General features: G+C 67.0%; 17 protein-coding genes. 4 read left to right on the top strand and 13 right to left on the bottom strand.

Annotation, left to right across the window (positions count from 1 at the left end):
- From F9K07_RS26125 to F9K07_RS26110, 4 genes are read right to left on the bottom strand one after another with little or no spacing between them, the layout of a single operon-like run.
- Nucleotides 1–1,101: an acyl-CoA dehydrogenase family protein gene (locus F9K07_RS26125; protein ID WP_159596185.1), complete on the bottom strand. Its 1,101-nt coding sequence runs from the start codon at nt 1,099–1,101 to the stop codon at nt 1–3.
- The gene (locus tag F9K07_RS26120) at nt 1,098–2,276 is read right to left on the bottom strand and encodes an acyl-CoA dehydrogenase family protein (protein WP_159596184.1); all 1,179 of its coding nucleotides are present in this window, start codon (nt 2,274–2,276) and stop codon (nt 1,098–1,100) included. Before F9K07_RS26120 ends, F9K07_RS26125 begins: the two co-directional genes overlap by 4 nt.
- The gene (locus tag F9K07_RS26115) at nt 2,273–2,689 is read right to left on the bottom strand and encodes a Zn-ribbon domain-containing OB-fold protein (protein WP_201451482.1); all 417 of its coding nucleotides are present in this window, start codon (nt 2,687–2,689) and stop codon (nt 2,273–2,275) included. Before F9K07_RS26115 ends, F9K07_RS26120 begins: the two co-directional genes overlap by 4 nt.
- Nucleotides 2,690–2,693: 4 nt before the next feature.
- Nucleotides 2,694–3,860 carry a thiolase domain-containing protein gene (locus tag F9K07_RS26110; RefSeq protein ID WP_159596183.1) on the bottom strand — a complete coding sequence of 389 codons (1,167 nt, stop codon included), beginning with the start codon at nt 3,858–3,860 and terminating at the stop codon, nt 2,694–2,696.
- A gap of 174 nt (nt 3,861–4,034) precedes the next feature.
- Here F9K07_RS26110 and F9K07_RS26105 point away from each other — a divergent pair, with 174 nt between their 5' ends.
- From F9K07_RS26105 to F9K07_RS26095, 3 genes are read left to right on the top strand one after another with little or no spacing between them, the layout of a single operon-like run.
- Nucleotides 4,035–5,003 carry a Bug family tripartite tricarboxylate transporter substrate binding protein gene (locus tag F9K07_RS26105; protein ID WP_159596182.1) on the top strand — a complete coding sequence of 323 codons (969 nt, stop codon included), beginning with the start codon at nt 4,035–4,037 and terminating at the stop codon, nt 5,001–5,003.
- A gap of 40 nt (nt 5,004–5,043) precedes the next feature.
- Nucleotides 5,044–7,215: an acetate--CoA ligase family protein gene (locus F9K07_RS26100; RefSeq protein ID WP_159596181.1), complete on the top strand. Its 2,172-nt coding sequence runs from the start codon at nt 5,044–5,046 to the stop codon at nt 7,213–7,215.
- Nucleotides 7,205–8,860 (top strand): class I adenylate-forming enzyme family protein, encoded by a 1,656-nt coding sequence (locus tag F9K07_RS26095; RefSeq protein WP_236582064.1) that lies wholly within the window; start codon nt 7,205–7,207, stop codon nt 8,858–8,860. The genes F9K07_RS26100 and F9K07_RS26095 overlap by 11 nt, the downstream gene beginning before the upstream one ends.
- A gap of 350 nt (nt 8,861–9,210) precedes the next feature.
- Here F9K07_RS26095 and F9K07_RS26090 read toward each other — a convergent pair whose 3' ends face one another.
- The 8 genes from F9K07_RS26090 to F9K07_RS26055 all read right to left on the bottom strand — a co-directional run bounded on the left by F9K07_RS26090 (nt 9,211) and on the right by F9K07_RS26055 (nt 15,272).
- On the bottom strand, nt 9,211–10,773 hold the full coding sequence (locus F9K07_RS26090) for a methyl-accepting chemotaxis protein (RefSeq protein WP_236581537.1): 1,563 nt from the start codon (nt 10,771–10,773) through the stop codon (nt 9,211–9,213).
- A 248-nt stretch (nt 10,774–11,021) separates the two neighbouring features.
- Nucleotides 11,022–11,789, bottom strand: coding sequence for a flagellar biosynthetic protein FliR (gene fliR / locus F9K07_RS26085; RefSeq protein ID WP_159596179.1), 768 nt, complete (start codon nt 11,787–11,789; stop codon nt 11,022–11,024).
- Nucleotides 11,790–11,797: 8 nt separating this feature from the next.
- The gene (gene fliQ / locus F9K07_RS26080) at nt 11,798–12,067 is read right to left on the bottom strand and encodes a flagellar biosynthesis protein FliQ (RefSeq protein ID WP_159596178.1); all 270 of its coding nucleotides are present in this window, start codon (nt 12,065–12,067) and stop codon (nt 11,798–11,800) included.
- Nucleotides 12,068–12,074: 7 nt separating this feature from the next.
- Nucleotides 12,075–12,818 (bottom strand): flagellar type III secretion system pore protein FliP, encoded by a 744-nt coding sequence (gene fliP, locus F9K07_RS26075; protein ID WP_159597114.1) that lies wholly within the window; start codon nt 12,816–12,818, stop codon nt 12,075–12,077.
- A gap of 19 nt (nt 12,819–12,837) precedes the next feature.
- Complete coding sequence (locus F9K07_RS26070; RefSeq protein ID WP_159596177.1) at nt 12,838–13,188, bottom strand: FliO/MopB family protein; 351 nt, start codon at nt 13,186–13,188, stop codon at nt 12,838–12,840.
- Nucleotides 13,189–13,257: 69 nt separating this feature from the next.
- Nucleotides 13,258–13,683 carry a flagellar motor switch protein FliN gene (fliN, locus tag F9K07_RS26065; RefSeq protein ID WP_159596176.1) on the bottom strand — a complete coding sequence of 142 codons (426 nt, stop codon included), beginning with the start codon at nt 13,681–13,683 and terminating at the stop codon, nt 13,258–13,260.
- The gene (gene fliM, locus F9K07_RS26060; protein WP_159596175.1) at nt 13,673–14,677 is read right to left on the bottom strand and encodes a flagellar motor switch protein FliM; all 1,005 of its coding nucleotides are present in this window, start codon (nt 14,675–14,677) and stop codon (nt 13,673–13,675) included. Before fliM ends, fliN begins: the two co-directional genes overlap by 11 nt.
- Before the next feature lie 19 nt (nt 14,678–14,696).
- Nucleotides 14,697–15,272, bottom strand: coding sequence for a flagellar basal body-associated FliL family protein (locus F9K07_RS26055; protein ID WP_159596174.1), 576 nt, complete (start codon nt 15,270–15,272; stop codon nt 14,697–14,699).
- Nucleotides 15,273–15,440: 168 nt separating this feature from the next.
- Between F9K07_RS26055 and F9K07_RS26050 the strand changes: the two genes are divergently transcribed.
- Nucleotides 15,441–17,603, top strand: a complete 2,163-nt coding sequence (locus tag F9K07_RS26050) for an ankyrin repeat domain-containing protein (protein WP_159596173.1) — start codon at nt 15,441–15,443, stop codon at nt 17,601–17,603.
- Between the two features lie 61 nt (nt 17,604–17,664).
- Here F9K07_RS26050 and fliK read toward each other — a convergent pair whose 3' ends face one another.
- Nucleotides 17,665–18,966: a flagellar hook-length control protein FliK gene (fliK, locus tag F9K07_RS32110; protein ID WP_159596172.1), complete on the bottom strand. Its 1,302-nt coding sequence runs from the start codon at nt 18,964–18,966 to the stop codon at nt 17,665–17,667.
- Nucleotides 18,967–18,981: the final 15 nt, after the last annotated feature.

Genomic DNA, 18,981 nt, shown 5'->3' with positions numbered 1-18,981 from the left:
TCACGCGTTCCCGGCCAAGGCGGACAGCGCGGCGGCTTCGCCACCGGTGAGCGCATTGATCACCAGCTGGCGCCGGTAGTGGTGGCCGACCGCGAACTCCTCGGTCATGCCCATGCCGCCGTGCAACTGGATCGCCTGGCGCTGGACCCAGGTGGCAGACTCGCTGCCGACCAGCAGCGCCTGCGCACCGAGACGCGTCTGTTCTGCCGGCGCTTGCGCTTCGGTGGCTTCGAGTGCGAGCGCCTCGGCGCTGCGCAGTTGTTCCAGGGCGATGGCCATTTCTGCCACGCGGTGGCGCAGCGCCTGGTAGTCGCCCAAGGGTTGGCCGAACTGCTGGCGCGTGCGCAGGTATTGCACGGTCAGTTCCAGCGCCGCTTCGGCGCCGCCCACCATCTCGGCGCAGCAGGCAGCCACTTCCAGCGCGCGCAATCCACCGTCGAGGTTCGGCGCAGGCGCGTCGAGACGCTCGGCCTGCGCGTTCGCGAACGACACATCGGCCGACCACGCGTGGTCCACCAACCGGTGGCTTTGCCGCTCGACGCCCGCCTGCGCCGCGTCCACCAGGAACCACGCGGCGCTGCCATCGGTCAGGCAAGCAGAAACCAGCAGGTGGCTCACGGCGCTGGCGTGCAGCACGTTGGCCTTGCGGCCATCGAGCCGCCAACCGCCGTTCGCTGCTTGTGCGAGTGCGGGCACCGGCGTCTCGTTCAGGGCCTGCACGTCGTCGCGCGCAAGGGCCACGGTCATGCGGCCTTCGGCGATCGCCGGCAGCCATGCGCCTTGTTGTGCGGCGCTGGCCGCGTGCTGGATGGCGTGCGCGCACAGCGCCACACCCAGCCAGGGTGAGACCACGAGCGCGCGGCCCAGTTCGCGTTGCACGCGCTGCACGTCGGCCGGGCCGCCGCCAAAGCCACCCTGGGCTTCGGGCACCACCAGGCCGGTAAGGCCGAGTTCGACCAGCGGAGCCCAGATGACGGGCAAGCGCTCTGCCGGCGTGGTGAGGTCGCGGCGTCGCGCGTCGGCAAAGCCGTAGCGGTCCTGCAGCAGGCGTTGCAATGCGTCGCCGAGCGATGCGCTGTCTTCGGTGGAAAGTGTGCTCATGGCGTGGTGTCGAAAACGTGCTTGGCCAGAAGGTTCTTCTGGACTTCGTTGGTGCCTCCGTAGATGGAGGCCGCGCGCGAGTAGAGGTGGGCCACGCCCAGGGCTTCGCGCACATCCGCGCCGAAGCCGCTGTCGCCGGGCAGGCGCAATCCCGCCGTTGCGCTGATGTCGACCAGCAAGTCCTGCACGCGCTGTTGCAGTTCGGTGCCCTTGACTTTCAACACCGAAGCGCCCGCCACGCGGCCCGCCGGGTTGCTGTCGTTCAACATGCGCGACTGGGTGCGGTCCAGCGCTTCGATCTCTGCCTCCAGCCGCAGCGCGCGCGCGTGGAACAGCGGGTCGTCTGCGAGCGAGCGGCCGTTGCCGGCCTGCCGCGTGGCACGCGCGAGTTCGCGCGCATAGCCCAGGCGTTCTCGCGACTTGGCCACGCCGGCAATGCTGGCGCGCTCGTTGCCGAGCAGAAAGCGCGCGTAGTCCCAGCCCTTGTTCTCTTCGCCAACGAGCTGGCCGGCGGGCACGCGCACGTTGTCGAAGAACACTTCGTTCAGGCTGTGTCGACCGTCGATCGAGATGATGGGGCGCACGGTGATGCCGGGCGACTTCAGGTCGATCAGCAGGAACGAAATGCCCTTCTGCTTCTTTGCCTGTGGGTCGGTGCGCACCAGGCAGAAAATCCAGTCCGAGTAGTGCGCGGCGGTGGTCCAGATCTTCTGGCCATTGACGACGTAGTGGTCACCGTCCCGCTCCGCACGGGTGCGCAGCGACGCGAGGTCCGAGCCCGAACCGGGTTCGGAGAAGCCCTGGCAGAACAGCACATCGGCGTTGAGCAGTTTCGGCAACCACTCGGCGCGCTGTTCGGGCGAACCGAACTGGTTCAGCACCGGGCCGAGCATGGTGATGTTGAACACGTGCGGCGCGGGTGCGCACACGGCCGAGCACTCTTCCAGGAACGCGAGCTGCTCGAAGTCGTTCCAGCCGGTGCCGCCAAATTCGCGCGCCCAGTTCGGCGCGCCCCAGCCGCGCTGGTTCAACGCGCGCTGCCAGGCCACGAGGTCGGCGCGTTTGGGAAACTCGCCACGGCGCAGGCGCGCGCGCAGATCGGGGTCGAACCGCTCGGCCAGAAAGGCGCGGATCTCGCCACGCAAGGCCTGCAAAGCTTCGCTCTCGCGCTTCATGGCGCCTTGCCTTGCGTCGGCGTGAACATGGGAATCATCGCGCCGTTGGTGGCCGGCTTGAACACCACGCGCACCGGCTGGCCAATGTCCAGGGCATCGAGATCGCAGTCGACCAGGTTGGTCATCATGCGCGGTCCTTCGTCGAGCTGCACATAGGCCAGCGCGAACGGCGTGGGCGTGCCCGCGCGCAGCACGCTGAAGGTGTAGATGCTGCCCGTGCCTTTGGTCTCGACCCAGCGCGTGCGCTCGCTGAAGCAGTGCGGGCAGAGGGCGCGCGGGTAGTGGTGGAAACGTTGGCAGGCGTCGCAGAACTTGAGCATGAGCGCACCGCGCGCGGTGGCGTCGAAGAAGGGCTGCGTCTCGGGGGTGATCGCGGGCGGGTGCAGTTCGCGGTCTTGGGCAATGGTGGTCATCGGTTCACTCCCTTTCCATGATGAGCGTGGCGCTGCCGTGGCGGCCGGCCAGGAAACCGCCCAGGCCCTGGGCCAGCGCGAGCTGGCAGTTGGGTACTTGCACCGCAGGGTGGGCTTCGCCGCGCAGCTGGCGCACGGCTTCGATGATCTTGGTCATGCCACCGCGGTTGCGCGGGTGGTTGTTGCACAGCCCGCCGCCGTCGGTGTTGAATGGCAGCTTGCCCACGCCAGAAATCAACCCACCGTCGGCGACAAACTTGCCGCCTTCGCCCTTCTTGCAGAAACCCAGGTCTTCCAGTTGCAGCAGCACCGTGATGGTGAAGCTGTCGTAGATGGACGCGTACTGGATGTCCGATGGCTTCACGCCCGCTTCTTCGAAGGCGCGCGGCCCGCTCCACACCGCACCGGTGTGGGTCACGTCGATATCGCCACCGTCCAGGCCCTTGAGCGACTCGCCCGCGCCGATCAGCTTCACGCGCGGTCGCTTGAGTTCGCGCGCGATCTCGGGCCGGGCCAATATCACCGCGCCACCGCCATCGCTCACCACACAGCAGTCCAGCTTGTGCAAGGGGTCGGCCACGAGTTTGGAGTTGACCACCTGCTCGACCGTGACCACGTCGCGCAGCATGGCGTGCGGGTTGTGCTGGGCGTGGTGCGAGGCCGCGACCTTGATCCACGCCAACTGCTCGCTGGTGGTGCCGAATTCGTACATGTGCCGCTTGGCGGACATGGCATACACGTTGGCCGTGCCCATGCCGTAGGCGTACTCGAATGCCGCGTCGGGTGCTTCGTCGCCAAAGGTGCGGGCCTGCGTGCCGCTCCAGCCGCTGGAGCGCGGTTTGCCAGCCAGCGTGACCAGCGCGACGTTGCATTTGCCCAGCGCAATAGCCTGGGCCGCGTGGTGCACGTGCGCCAGGTACGAGGCGCCGCCGATGTCGGTGGAGTCGAGGTGGCGCACGCGCAGGCCGAGGTAGTCGATCATCGACATCGGGCCCAGGCCAGGTGCGTCAGAGGCGCAGAAGAAGCCGTCGACATCGCGGTGCGTCAGGCCCGCGTCGTCCAGCGCGCCCTTGGCCACTTCGGCATGCAGTTGGGCGAGCGACTTGTCCTTCGCTTCGCGGGTGGGGTGTTCGTATGCCCCCACGAGATAGGCTTTTCCATGGATGCTCAATTGAGGGCCGTCCTTTCGTCTCTCGTTGTCGGTTGTTTGGGTCATCCAGTCTAGGGCAATTGCGAGAAAACCCCAATGACCATGCCCGGCGCTGGCGCCGTGTTGACGTGGAATTTTGGCTCCATCATAATGGATCACCCAATCAACGAAATTTATGGAAACCAGATGAAGCGTATGAGCTCGACGCGACGCGGCCTGCTGCTGCTGACCGCACTCACCATGGCCGGTGCCACGCAGGCACAAGGCACTTTCCCCGACAAGCCTATTCGTATCGTCGTGCCGTTTGCCGCTGGCGGCGGCACCGACAACTGGGCGCGCGTCTTCGCGGGCCGCCTCTCCACCCGCCTGGGGCAACCGGTGGTGGTGGAGAACCGACCGGGCGCCGGCACCCAGCTGGGCGCGGCCACGGTGGCCAAGGCCCCGGCCGATGGCTACACACTGCTGTTCACGTCGACCACCCACATCCAGCAGGCCGCGCTCAGCACCAACCTGCCGTACGACACGGTGCGCGACTTCGCGCCCATCGGCCAACTGGGCACGACCGGGCTGGTGTTCGTGGTGCACCCGCAGGTCAAGGCGAACAACATGAAGGAGTTCATTGAGGAAGCCAAGGCCAACAAGTCCTGGTCGCTCGGCACCTATGCCACGGCCTCGGCGGGCGACGTGTTCAGCCGCGCCTTCATCCAGGACAACGGTCTGAACCTGCCGGTGGTGGCCTACAAGGGCGAGTCCGCCGCCATCACCGACGTGCTGGGTGGCCAGGTTCAGGGCGGCATCTTCTCGATCCCGTCGGTGAAGGGGCTGGTGAAGGATGGCCGCGTCAAGGCGCTGGGTTCGCTGTCCACCGGTCGCATCGCGTCCATGCCGGACGTGCGCTCGCTGGCCGACCAGGGTTACCCGCGCTACCGCTCTTCCGGCGTGTGGCTGAGCCTGTTCGCGCCCGCTGCCACGCCACAGCCGGTGCTGGCGAAGCTGACGCAAGCGGCCCATGCCATCACGCGCGATGCCGAGTTCCAGCGCGAGTGGGCTGATCGCGATCTGCAGGTCGACTGGCGTGCTCCTGCCGATTTCCGCAAGGACATCGACGCCGACATGAAGACCTGGGCCGAACTCATCCGGTCCCTGGGCATCAAGCCGCAATGACGCTTCGTCGTTCCTTTTCCTGATCCTTTTGTTGTTCCCCATGACCTTTCACCGCGACCTGTTCGCCGCTTCCGAACTCCGTCCCTTGCTCCAACCCCGCAGCGTGGCGGTGGTGGACTTCTCGTCCAAGCCTTTCTCCTTCGGCGCACGCACCGCGGCCAACCTGGCCGGCAGCGGCATTGACGTCTGGGTGGTGAACCCCAAGCGTGCGGGCGACGGCGGCGAACGGGTCGTGCCCTCGGTGGCGCAATTGCCTCGCGGCCTGGACTGCGCGGTCATCGCCGTGCCGCGCGACGCGGTGCAGGCCGTGGCGCAGGACTGCGCCGACCACGGCATTCGCGGCGCGATCGTCTACGCCTCGGGCTATGCGGAAACCGGCCACGCCGAACACCGCCAGATGCAGGACGACCTGGCGGCCCTGGCGCAGCGCAGCGGCATGCGCATCCTCGGCCCGAACTGCATCGGCATCCTGTCCGACGGCGGGCGACTGCGGTTGACCTTCGCCGAAGCACCCGACATGAACGCGGATGCTCTGACCACGATGGGCATTGGTTTGGTGAGCCAGTCCGGTGGTCTGGGTCTGGCGCTGGCGCAGTCCGCGCAGCACGGCTACGTGTTCTCGCACGTGCTGTCGGCGGGCAATTCCTGCGATGTGGACGTCGCCGACCAGGTGGCTTACCTGGCCGAAGACCCGGCCTGCAAGGTGATTGCCTGCCTGTTCGAAGGCATGGCCGATCCGCAGCGCCTGCTGGAAGCGGCGCGGCGCGCCACGCGCGCGGGCAAGCCGGTGATCGTGCACAAGATCGCCACCGGCGAAGAGGGCATGCAGGCGGCGATGTCGCACACTGGGTCGCTGGCCGGCTCGGCGGCGGTGTACCGCGCGGCCTTCGAGAGCGTGGGTATCGTGGAGGTGGACGATTTCGAAGCCCTGGTGGAAACTGCGGCCTTCTTCGCCAAGGCCGGCCTGCCGCGCAGCACCGGCGTGGCAGCGCTGGCCACCTCGGGCGGTGCGACCATCATGGTGGCCGACAAGGCCGAGCTGCACGCGGTGCCTTTGCCGCAGCCCTCGCCCGAGGTGCAGGCGGTGCTCAAGTCGCACATCCCGGAGTTCGGTTCGGCGCGCAACCCCTGCGACGTGACGGCGCAGATCCTCAGCAACCCCGCGTCCTTGCCCGCGTGTGCCAGCGCCCTGCTGGAGAGCGACACCTACGGCGCACTCGTCATCCCGCACCCCTATGCCTACGCACCTGGCACTTCGCGCCTGCTGGCGCTGGAAGCAGCCGCGCGCGCGTCTGGCAAACCGGTGTGCTGCGTCTGGTTGTCGCAGTGGCTGGACGGGCCCGGTGCGAAGGAGGTGGAAGCCAGCCCTTACCTGTGCCTGTTCCGTTCGATGGAGCGTTGCATGGCCACGCTGCGCGCCTGGCACCTGTATGGCCAGCGCCTGCAGCAACAGCGCCAGCAGGCCGCGCGCCTGAGCCAAGCCTCGGCCGCGCGTGCCTTGGTCAACGCCGTGCCGCAGGGCCACACGCTCACCGAGAGCGCCGCCAAAACCGTGCTCGCCGCGTATGGCGTACCCGTGGTGGCCGAGCAACTGACGACCTCGCCCGAACAGGCCGTGGCCGCAGCCGAGCAGTTTGGCTATCCGGTCGTGCTCAAGGTGCAATCGGCCGACATTCCGCACAAGACCGAAGCCGGTGGCGTGAAGCTGCACATCCACAACGCTGACGCGGTGCGCGAGGCCTGGCAGGCCATCCAGCGCAGCGCCTCGGCCCACGTGCCCGGTGCGCGCATCGACGGCATCCTGGTGCAGCCCATGGTGCGGCGCGACCTGGAACTCATCGTTGGCGGGCGGCGCGATCCGCTGTTCGGCCCGACCATCGTGGTCGGCATGGGCGGCATCTTCGTGGAGCTGCTCAAGGACAGCGCGGTGGCGCTGGCACCGGTGAGCGAAGGGCAGGCGCGCGGTCTGCTCGACCGCCTGCGCGGGCGCGCCTTGCTCGACGGCTTTCGCGGTGCACCGCCGGCCGACGTGGCGCAGGTCGCGCAGGCCGTGGCCCGTGTGAGCGAGCTGCTGGCCGACCACCCGGCGCTGATCGACGAGCTCGACGTCAACCCCCTGGTGGTGTCCGACGGCAAGGTGATCGCGGTGGACGCCCTGATCGTGTTGACTCCAGTGGAGGCGGCCGAACAGCCGCGTGCACATGCCGCCTGAGGTCGCGCTCACCGAATCCCTGTGGCCGGCCGAGGTCGACCAACCGCTGCTGCACATCACCATCGGCGATCTGCTGCGCCAACTCGCGCGCGAAGTGCCCGAGCGCATCGGTTTCGTGGAAGCCCCGCTGCCACCCATGCCCACGCGGCGCTGGACCAATGCCCAACTGCTGGCCGAGGCCGAGCGCTCGGCGCGCGCGCTGCTGCGCCATTTCAGGCCTGGCGAGAAGGTGGCCGTGTGGTCGCCGAACTGCGCCGAGTGGGTGCTGCTGCAGCATGGCGCCGCCATGGCCGGGCTGGTGTTGGTGACGGTGAACCCGGCCTACCTCGGCGAAGAGGTGCACCACGTGCTCTCGACCTCTGGCGCGGTGGGGCTGTTCCATGTGCGCGAGTACCGTGGTCTGGACGTGGCGAACGTGGTCGCGCAGTTGCGGGGCCGTCTGCCGGCCTTGCGCGAGTGCTTCGAGCTGGCGCAATGGGGTGACTTCACCGCACAAAGCCAGCCCGGCATTGGATTGCCGGTGGTCTCGCCCCACGACGTGGCGCAGATTCAGTTCACCTCCGGCACCACCGGCAAACCCAAGGGGGCTCGCCTGCACCACCTGGGCCTGGTGAATGCCTCGCGCTTCGCAGCGCAGCGCGCCACCTTTCCCGATGGCGGCGTGTGGGCCACGGCCATGCCTCTGTTCCACGTCGGCGGCAGCGCCGGCAGCCACCTGGGCGCGCTGACCTCGCGCGGCACCTTCGTGCTGCAGCCGCAGTTCGATGCGGGCGACATGCTGCGCATCATTGAACGCGAGCAGGTCAACCATTTCCACGGTGTGCCGACCATGGTCATGCGCATGCTCGACCACCCCGAGCGGCCGCAGCGCGATCTGCGCTCGCTGCGCACGCTCATGAGCGGCGGCTCCCTCGTGCCCGACTGGCTGGTGCGCCGCGCGCGCGAAGAACTGGGCAGTCGCTTCACTATCACCTACGGCCAGACCGAGGCCAACGGCGTGATTTGCCAGACCTCGCCCGACGACACGCTGGAGCGCCAGACCACCAGCATTGGCCGCCCGGCGCGCTGTGCGGAACTCAAGGTTGCCGACCCGGCCACGGGCGCGGTGCGCGCCATTGGCGAGCCCGGCGAGATCTGGGTGCGTGGCTACCAGGTGATGCAGGGCTACTTCTCGCTGCCGGCGGGCGTGGCCGACGCCGTCACTGCCGATGGCTGGTTGTGCACCGGTGACGTGGCGGCGATGGACGCCGCGGGTTACCTGCGCATCACCGGACGCCTGAAGGACTGCATCATTCGCGGCGGCGAGAACATCTACCCAATGGAAATCGAGGAGGTGTTGCGGCAGCACCCTGCCGTACAGGAGGTGCAGGTTGTGGGCGAGGCCGACACGCAGTGGGGCGAAGTGGTGGCGGCCGTGGTGCAGCTGAACCCTGGTGTGGCGCGCCCCACCGCACTTGACCTTTACCACCACTGCAGCTCGCGGCTGGCGGCCTACAAGCTGCCAGTACGCTGGTATTGCGTGGACAGTTTTCCCACCACCAGTTCTGGAAAGATCCAGAAGTACGCTCTGCGCGAGCAGATCGCGCAAGGCGCCCTCAAGCCCGAACCGTTTGAGAAACCCTCGCGAAAACCGGTGCAGGTTTGAGTCCACAACGTGCGCTACCGCGCAACTGGTCACGCTAAAGCCGATCTCTGAGGAAACCCGCACCCGCACCCGCACCCGCACCCGCATCCGCATCTGCCGTGAGGCCGGGCTGAGCAGCGCAGGGGTGCGGGGAAAAAGAAGTTCGCGTGTTTGAGCGAAGCGAGTTTGCGAACTTCTCCCCGCACACCGAGCAGCGCAAGGAGCCCCGAAGGGGCCCGGTCTTCGGCTCGCCTTTCTTTTGCTTACTTTTCTTTGGCGAAGCAAAGAAAAGTGAGTCGGCCGCCGGGCCGAGACCCGGCTCGCCACGAAAGAGAAAAAGCTACTTCAAAGGGCAAAGGGCAAAGGGCAATTCAGCCCAAAGAAGACAACCCCAAGCGAGCCTCCCGGTTCACCTTGAACACAGAAACCGCCCGCACCATCTGCACCGCCTGCTGTTTCAAACTGTCGGCAGCCGCCGCACTTTCCTCCACCAACGCCGCGTTCTGCTGCGTGACCTTGTCCATCTGGCCGATGGCCTCGCCAACCTGGCCCACGCCCGCGCTCTGTTCGCTGGTGGCGCTGCTGATCTCGCCCACCAGATCCGAGACGCGGCGGATCGCGCTCACCACGCCTTGCATGGTCGCACCGGCCTGATCGGCCAGCACCGTGCCACTGGCCACCCGTTCCACACTGGCGTCGATCAAGCCCTTGATCTGCTTGGCCGCTTCGGCGCTGCGCTGCGCCAACGTGCGCACTTCACCCGCTACGACCGCGAAGCCGCGCCCCTGTTCGCCCGCGCGCGCCGCTTCCACGGCGGCATTCAACGCCAGGATGTTGGTCTGGAACGCGATGCCATCGATCACGCCGATGATGTCGGCGATGCGGCGCGAGCTGTCGTTGATGCCCCGCATCGTCTCGACCACCTTGCCCACCACATCGCCGCCCTCGGCCGCCACCTGCGAGGCGTTGCGCGCCAGCTCGTTGGCCTTGCCTGCGTGGTCGGCAGTTTGGCGCACGGTGGTGCCGAGCTGTTCCATCGAGGCCGCGGTTTCTTCCAGCGCCGAAGCTTGCTGCTCGGTGCGGGTGGAGAGATCGGTGTTGCCCTGGGCGATCTGCGCGCTGGCTTCGGAGACGAGCGCGGCGTTGTCCTGTACGTGGCCCACGGTTTCGCCGATGCGCTGCTGCATGGTGCGCATGGCTTCGAGCAACTGGCGCGTGTCGTCGTTGCCCACCAGGCGAATCGGCATGGTCAGGTCGCCCTGGGCGAGGTGGCCGGCGGCGGACACGGCCTGGTCCATGGGGATCGCCATGAGGCGGGCGACCCACAGCGCGCCGATCACCAGGGCCACGGTGGCCGCCAGCACGGCCAGTGCGATGGTCCAGAGCGATTGCTTCACGCTGGCCGCTGCCGCCTCGGAGATGGCCGCGCCGTCTTCCTCGATCATGCCGGAGAGCTTTTCCAGCGCGTCTTCGAGTTCGGCAAACGCCTTGTTCAGCGCGGGTGCCTGGGCTTCGGCCTGGGCCACGTCCTGCGCCGCGCCGCCGACCACCGCCAGTGCGGCCGCCTTGTACTGGTTCACCGCGGGCAGGGCCGCGTCGAGTGCCTTCTGCGCCTCGGCGTCGATGCCAGCTTGCGCGATCTTCTGCAGCGCCGCGTCGAGTGTGGTGACGTGGTCGTCCAGGTCGGCACGCGCGGCCGCGACCGTGGCGGCGTCGCCCTTCATCACACCGAGCAAGGCGCGCTGCGCATCGCCACGCAGGGCATCGTGCATCATGTCCGCGCTCAGCGCGGCATGCAGCGCCTGGCTGGCGAGTGCCGAAGCTTCCACCTTGGTCGCCATGGAGGAGACGGCCAGCAGGCCGATGCCGCCCGCGGCGGACACCAGTGCGGCGCCCGCCAGGCCGAGACACAGAATCTGGGTGCGAAGTTTCATGAATGGCTTCCGTGGAGGAGGGGACACGATGCGAACATACACGGTCTCGCCAGGAATGTCGGCGCGCTGCGCGTCTTTTTGAGTGTGGCTGGACAGGCGGCGGCGCAAAGAGAGGCGACGCGCGAGGGGGAGTCGGTCCAGGGGCATCAAGGGTCCGGCTTTGCCGGCCCGAGATGCCGTCCCCCCTCGAAGCGCCGAAGGCGCGCTGCGGAGGGGGGAAGCCGCGTCAGCGGCGCAGGGGGGTGTTCCTATCCACCCGTGAAGATGTTGGTCGCCAGACGCATCAGCGCGGCCACTGGCGCGTCCAGCATCGGTAGCGTGAAGGCGATGCCCACCAGGCCCGCTGACAGCGTCAGCGGAAAACCGATGGCGAAGGCGTTCATCTGCGGCGCGATGCGCGAGATGAACCCCAGCACGATGTTGATGAAGATGAGCATGCCGATCATCGGCAGGGCGATCCAGAGACCGTAGCGGAACACCACCGCGCCCAGCTCGTGCAGCTGCATGCGGTTGACCGACTCGAAGGCGCTTGCGCCCACGGGGAAGGTGTTGAAACTGGCGATCACCGCTTGCAGCAACATGAGGTGGCCGCCCATCACCACGAACAGCAGCATGGTGGTGTTGCCGAAGAAGCGTCCGACCGTGCTCGATTGCGAGTTGGTGGACGGATCGAAGAAGCCCGCGAAGTTCAAGCCCATCTGCAAGCCGATGAGTTCGCCCGCGAGTTCGACCGCGGCGAACACGATGCGCACCGCCAGGCCGATGGCCACGCCCACGACCACCTGCTGCACGACCGCGGCGAACGCGCCCGGATCGGTGAGGGCCACCATGGGTTGTTCGGGCAAACCCGCCTGCGCGCACAGCGCCACCAGCATTGCCAGGCCCACCCGGGTGCGCATCGGCACCGAGCGCGAGGAGAAGATGGGCGCGCTGGAGAACACCGCCAGGATGCGCAGGAACGGCCAGAACACCGGCATGACCAGCGCCATGATCTGGGCTTCGGTGAAGGTCGGCATCGCCGCGCTCAAACCGCGTAGTTGGGGATCGAGAGGATCGTGCTGCGGATGAACTCGACCATCGTCGTCATCATCCAGGGGCCGGCGATGGCGAACACCGCGATGGCCGCGATGAGCTTGGGCACGAAGGCCAGCGTGGCCTCGTTGATCTGCGTGATGGCCTGGAACAGGCTCACCAGCAGGCCCACGGCCAGCACCGTGGCCAGCACCGGCGCGGCGACCATGAGCAGCATGAACAGCGCGTTCTGCGCCATCGTGAGAGCGGCTTGGGGATCCATGGCTTTCCTAAGTCGAGAAGGATGCGGCCAAGGAGCCGATCAACAGGTTCCAGCCATCGGCCAACACGAACAGCATGAGCTTGAACGGCAGTGCCACCAGCACGGGCGAGAGCATCATCATGCCCAGCGACATGAGCACGCTGGCGACCACCATGTCGATCACCAGGAACGGAATGAAGATCATGAAGCCGATCTGGAACGCGGTCTTGAGTTCGCTGGTCACGAAGGCCGGCACCAGTACGCGAAACGGCGCGTTCTGCGCGGTCACGTCGGCGGGCAGCTTGGCCAGCTTGGCGAAGAGTTCGAAGTCCGACTGGCGCGTTTGCTTGAGCATGAATTCGCGCATGGGCAGCTGGCCGCGATCGAGTGCCTGTTCGAAGCTGATCGCGTTGCGGGAATAGGGCTCGTAGGCGTCGGCGTACACGCGGTCCAGCGTGGGGCCCATCACGAACAGCGTGAGGAACAGCGACAGGCCGACGATCACCTGGTTGGGGGGCGCCGATTGCGTGCCCAGCGCCTGGCGCAGCAGCGAGAGCACGATCACGATGCGGGTGAAACCCGTCATGAGCAGCAGCACGGCCGGCAGGAAGGACAGCGCGGTGAAGAACAGCAGCGTCTGGATCGGCACCGAGTAGGAATTGCCGCCCGCGCCCTGGCCGATCATGATCGGCAGCGAGGGGCCGGGGGAGGCCGGAGCGCCTTGTGCCCAGGCGCCGCTGGCACACAGGAGCAGCAGGCCGGCCAACAGCATGTGGCGGTGTGAAGCCTTCTCAAGCATGGGGTTTGGGAGGTTGGGTGAGCTGGGCCAGCCGCGCGGCAAAACCGGACGCTGGCGTGGCAATGGGCGACTCGGGCAGGTCGGCCGGCATCTTCATCTGGTGCAGCGTGTTCACGCTGCCGGGCGAGACGCCGAGCACCAGGCACACGCGGTCTTCGCCCTGGCCGATCTGCATCGTCACCACCCGCTGTTGGGGGCCCAGCGAGAGCTGGGAGAGCAATTGCATCGGCGGGCCGCTGTGGCCGGCCGCACCGGGCAGGCGGCGGCGCGCCCATTTCAGTGCGAAGGCAATGCCCACCAGAACGGCGAGCAGCACCAGGACGGGGGTGAGGTTTTGCAACATGGCGATCGGTCCTTGAGCGGAGGAGGAGGGCGCCAGTGTAGAGAGCCCAGCCCCGAATCCGTCCCGGCCTTAAGTACGGCTCACCCGGCGCATGCGTTCGGACGGCGTCACGATGTCGGTCAGGCGGATGCCGAACTTGTCGTTCACCACCACCACCTCGCCCTGGGCGATCAGATAGCCGTTGATGAGCACGTCCATCGGTTCGCCGGCCAGCGCATCGAGTTCGACGATCGAGCCCTGTGCGAGCTGCAGGATGTACTTGATCGGCACGCGGGTGCGGCCCAGTTCCACCGAGAGCTGCACGGGGATGTCCAGCACCATCTGGATGTCCTGCATCGGGCCTGCGCCGGGTGTCGCGGGCGCGGTGCTGGCCTCGAACTCGGGTGCGCTGTCGGCCACCGTTTCGGTGGTGGCAGCCTGTTCTTCCAGGGCCTGGGCCCATTCGTCGGCAACGGCGGCGTCGTTCATGGTGTTGGTGGTGGTATCAGTTGACATAGGAATCTCCCAACCAGTGCGATTCGGTGCCGCGCAGATTGCGTTCCACGCGCAGCGCGTATTTGCCCTTGTGGGTGCCGTACTGGCATTCGAAGACGGGCACGCCGTCGACGTGGGCCTTGATCGTGGGCGAGCGGTCGAGCTCGATGAAATCGCCGATCTGCATGGCCAGCAGCTGTTCCACCGTGGCCTCGGTCTGGGCCAGCTCGGCCACCATGGTCACCTCGGCGGCCTGGATCTCGTGGCTCAGCAGCTTGACCCAGCGGCGGTCGACTTCGATGGCATCGCCCTGCACGGCGGAGTACAGCACGTCGCGGATCGGCTCCAGCGTGGCGTAGGGCATGCAGATGTGCAACGAGCCCGAGATGTCGCCGATCTCCAGCGAGAAGCTGGTGGAGACCACGATTTCGCTGGGCGTGGCGATGGTGGCGAACTGGGGCTGCATTTCCGAGCGCTGGTAGGCCAGCTCGATCGGGTACACGCCGCGCCAGGCCTTCTTGTATTCCTCGGACACCACGTCCACCAGGCGGTTGATCACGCGCTGTTCGGTGGCCGAGAAGTCGCGCCCTTCGATGCGGGTGTGGAACTTGCCGGTGCCGCCGTACAGGCTGTCGATCACGCCGAACAGCAGCGAAGGCTCGCACACCACCAGGCCGTTGCCGCGCAGCGGGCGGATTGCCATGATGTTGAAGTTCGTCGGCACCACCAGCTCGCGCAGGAAGGCGCTGTATTTCTGCACCTGCACCGCGCCCACCGAAATCTCGGGGCTGCGGCGTATGAAGTTGAACAGGCCCAGGCGCAGGTTGCGCGAGAACCGTTCGTTGACGATTTCCATGGTGGGCATGCGCCCACGCACGATGCGTTCCTGGCTGGAGAGGTTGTAGTCCCGCACACCGCCGGTGGGGGCCTCTTCCTTGGCGAGCTTCTGGCTCTCGCCGGTCACGCCCTCGAGCAGGGCGTCGATTTCTTCCTGGGACAGAAACGAGTCGGCCATGGCGCGTTGCCCGGTTCGGTTATTGAATGATGAAGCTGGAGAACAGCACGGCCTGCACCGGGTTGGGTGCGGCGCGCGTGCGGCGCGGGGGTGTGCCGTCGGCGTTCTTCTCGGCAGGCATGGCGTAGCCCATTTCCTTGGAGATGGTCGCGATGATGTCGTTGGCCAGCTTTTCCTTGCCCGCGACCACCAGCAGTTCCTCGGTCGTGCGCTGCGAGATCAGCACCAGCACCTGGCTGCGGATGCTTGGCAGGTAGGACTTCACCGCGGTTTCGGTGACGGCGTCCTGCAACTGCAGCGTGAGGCCGAGCTGGATGAAGCGGTTGCCCCCCGGATCGGCCAGGTTGATCACCATGTTTTCCAGCGGCAGGAAGGTGGGGGCGGTCTTGGAGGTCTTGGCCTGCGCCACGGGCGTATGGCCGTCGTCTTCTTCGTAGTCGTCCTCGGCGGTGTTCTTCTTGAGGATGAACAGCGCCGCGGCCGCGCCCAGCACGGCGAGCACGACCACGCCGAGCACGATGAACAGCAGTTTCTTGCTTTTCTTCTTGGGCGCTTCGGGAGCGGCAGCGGTGGCGGTGGCAGCAGCGGCAGACATGGAATTCCTTCAACGACGCACACGGGAAGCCGTGTGGGGTGGAAAGAATTATTCAGCGCTCACCCTTGCGGTGGTCGCTGGAAAAGGGCTTGAAAAGCCGGCTATTCCGTGCGGGAACCTCGCAGACTGTCGCGTTTCATGAACCTCATCACCCCGATGAGACGCTCTATGAACAACACCTCTGCGACGCCGTACACCCGACAACCGACCGGGCTGCAACCCGATTCCGCACCCCCGCTCCACCTACCGAGCGGGCCAGGCGGCCCAGCCACCACCACGACCACCACAAATACCACGACTACCACGACCACCACGTCGACCACACAAACGACCGCCACCGCATTGCCGGGTGACGTGACCACCACGACGACGGCGTTGGCGCCACAGCCTACGCTCTCCATCCAGGCGCAGGCTGTTCGCGAAGCCGGTCTGAGCCACGCGCAGCAGCTGGAACGGGCCATCGTCGATGGCGACAAGAAGGCGGTGGAGGCGCTGTTGAAGGCACATCCCTCCGTGCTGAACAAGCCCTTGAGCACGGGAGGAACCGCCTTGCAGCTGGCCGTGCGGCAGCCGGGGGCGGTGGAGCAAGGCATTGTCGATGTCCTGTTGTGGCAGGGCACCGCTGATGTGAACCAAGCCGACCACAAAGGCATGACGCCCTTGCACGAAGCGGCCAAGGCGGGCCATTTCACCATCGTGGCTGCGCTGTTGAACCGCAAGGCCCATCCCAACCCCCGCACGGTCGACAACCACTCGACGCCGCTGCACCTGGCACTGGCCCACCGCCAGGAATCCGTCGTTCGAATGCTGCTGGGGCTTGGTGTGGCCGACGTAAACGCCCGCCGCACCGCCGGTGCCACCCCGTTTTACCTCGCCATTTCACACGAGCTTCTCGACATGGCGAAGTTGTTGCAGTCCAAAGGGGCGGACGTTCACACATCCTTGCCCAACGGATGGTCTCCACTGCTGGTCGCCTGTCGGGACGGGAGCCCGTTCACAGTGGCTTGGCTGATCAAGCAAGGCGTGGACCTGCATGCGCGGGGCATTCGCGGTCATACCGCCTTGCACATGGCTGCCATGAACACCCGCCATCCGGAAAACACCGAGGCGCTGCGGGCCGCCATGCCAGCCGACAAGTTCCGGGAAATGGCCAACCAGCCCAACGACTGGCGCACCTTGCCGGTGGGTCTGGCGGCGCAGTGTGGCCAGCCGCTCAAAGTCATCCAATCCCTGCAAATGACACAAATGGCCCAGCCCATCCAGCTCGCCCCGACGACGTTCAAGCGGTGTTGGATCATCGTGGGCGCAGACCATGCGGCTTGGGACCACGGCCCCTTTTTCAAATGCGGTGCCGCGGCCGGGATCGAGATGCACAAGCTGGGCGATGGTATGCAAGACCTGAGTTGGCAAGGCTTGATGGATCTGCCCAGGATGGATGGCGACATGGTCGCGCTGAACTTTCACTCGTACTGGGACGACGCCTACCAGCAGGTGATGGTGATCTTGGGCCGCAGCGAGCGTGCGCCCTTGGTCGAGGTGTTTCGCTTGCTGTTTGAAAAAGGCGTGTTGCGCATCCTCGGCTTGGGTTGTGACATCAAGCGGGCCATCGAAGCCATGCGCGGCCGGTTTCAACACGATCCGGGCATTCCTCGGCCGCGTCACCAGGATGGCGGCTATCAGGGGCTTCACATCACCACGGTTGGCGGCGACGGCACGAATTTGATCGAGCTGAACATGCAGGCGCTGGTCTTGTGGATCGAAGATGGCGGTACTGAGCGAACCACCGGCCAACCCGGTATTGCGTTGTTGCAGCGCTCCGCGCCCCCCATGAACACCTTGACGTGGGATGCCCACCAGCAAGCGCTGGTGATCCATGAGCGCGCCACGCTGAAGGCGCAAGAGCTCGGTGATCTGCAGCCGCGGGATGCGCACCGAATCCGGGTCGGCCTGCTGTTGATGCATGCCAGCGACAACCACTTTGCCGAGGTCAAGGCGCTGGTGATCGAACACGGTGTGGATCTGAACGAGTGCGATGCATTCGGGCTGACGGCACTCCACCACGCGAGCCAGAAAGGCCATTTGGACATCGTCCGGTTCATCCTGTCGCAGGCGCCACATCAAGTGCACGCGACCGCCAAACAAGGCGACACGCCGCTGCACGCCGCCAGCAGAGCGGGCCACCATGGTGTGGTCCAGCTGTTGCTGGACCACAAGGCCTCGATCCATCAGGCCAACACGGCGGGGCTCATGCCGCTGCACTTGGCGCTTGAATGGAAACACGAGGAGACGGTGCGGCTGTTGAGAGCCGCTGCGGGCGCGATGCGCGTCTGACGCATGTGTGTGCGTGACAAGGCCCCACTGCGGGCCTCGAACCCCATGGTCTGACGAGCCTTCAGGCAAACACATCCAGCGGTCGCGAGCCGTCGGCGCGCGTGTGCTCGATGGGCTCCCGGGACACCGCCTGCGGTGGTGACGGCTGGCGTTGTGCGGCGCGCGGCATCTGTGCCGTGGCCGCATGCGCCTGTGACCCGTCGCCGTGCGACGGTCCCTGCGACCCCACCGACACGCTGCCCAGCTGGATGCCACCGCGCTGCATCAGATCGGCCAGCGATTCGCCCGCGCTCTCGCGCAGTTGCGCACGCGCTTCGGCGTTGTCGGTCTGGAAGTTCACCTGCACCTCCTGGCCTTGAAGCTGCAACTGGATGTCGATCGCGTCGGCGCTGCCTTCGCCACCCACGCGCAGGCTGGCGTGGCGCAGGTGCTGCGTGCCCCAGTGGCTCACGGTGCTGGTCTCGGCTTCGGCGGCGTAGGGGTTCTGCGCGTCGTTGCCTTGTGCCTGGGCAGAAGCGTCTCCGCTGGCGCCGCCACTGCCGCCACTGCCATCGTTGGCAGCACCCACACCCACGAGGCCCGCGGTGTTGCTGTCGCCCGTTGCGGCCATGCCCGACACCGGGCCGGTCTTCACGCCGGCGGCATTGCCGCCCGCCATGTTGAAGGCGTTCTGGGTGGACGCGAATTCGCTTGGGGCCAGCGCCACCGCGCCGCGCTCGGGCGACGGGCTGGCCAGTCCCAAGCGCTCGTTCATGGCGACGGTGGTGCGCACCTGGGCCAGTTGCGCCGCCTGTTGCTGCTGCAGCGCATCGGTGCTGCCCACAGGGCCGCCGCGTTGCCACGCCAGCGGCTGGGGTCCACCGCCGGATGCCTGCCCGTCGGCGGCCGATGCGGCGGGGACGGGCGCGTGCGGGTTGAGAGGGCTGAAGGCGGGGCGCGAGGCGGCGCGTGCCTGCGCGCTGGGGTTGGCCAGCGGCGGGGCGGGTTCATCGACCCGTGCCATGCCATCGATGCCGATGCCGCCTTCGCGCGGCGCTTGGGTGGCGGTGCCGGCTGCGGCCCCCGGTGTGCCCGCACGCGCCTGGCCGTCGGCGTCGCTGGCGGGGTCCCGCTTCATCCAGGCCAGCATGGCGCCCAAGGGATCGAGAGCGTTGGCATCGGCCTCCTTCTTGTGGGTGTCCAGCGCTTCGTCCGCCGCGCTGGCGTCGCCCTGGGCGTCGCTCATCAGCGCGAGCATCGCGGAAAACAGGTCCGAGGCCTGGCCGGCCTTGTCCGCTTCGGGGCGCGCCTTGTCCTGCTGGGGCTTGTGGGCGTGCTCGGCGGGCTTGGCGGCTGTGCTGCCGGTGGAGGCGGTGGTGGTCATGGGCTGCTCTCGTCT

This window comes from Hydrogenophaga sp. BPS33, from assembly GCF_009859475.1.
GTDB lineage: Bacteria > Pseudomonadota > Gammaproteobacteria > Burkholderiales > Burkholderiaceae_C > Hydrogenophaga.
The sequence above is the reverse complement of the archived record's forward strand: the minus strand, read 5'-3'. Positions and strand labels throughout refer to the sequence as shown.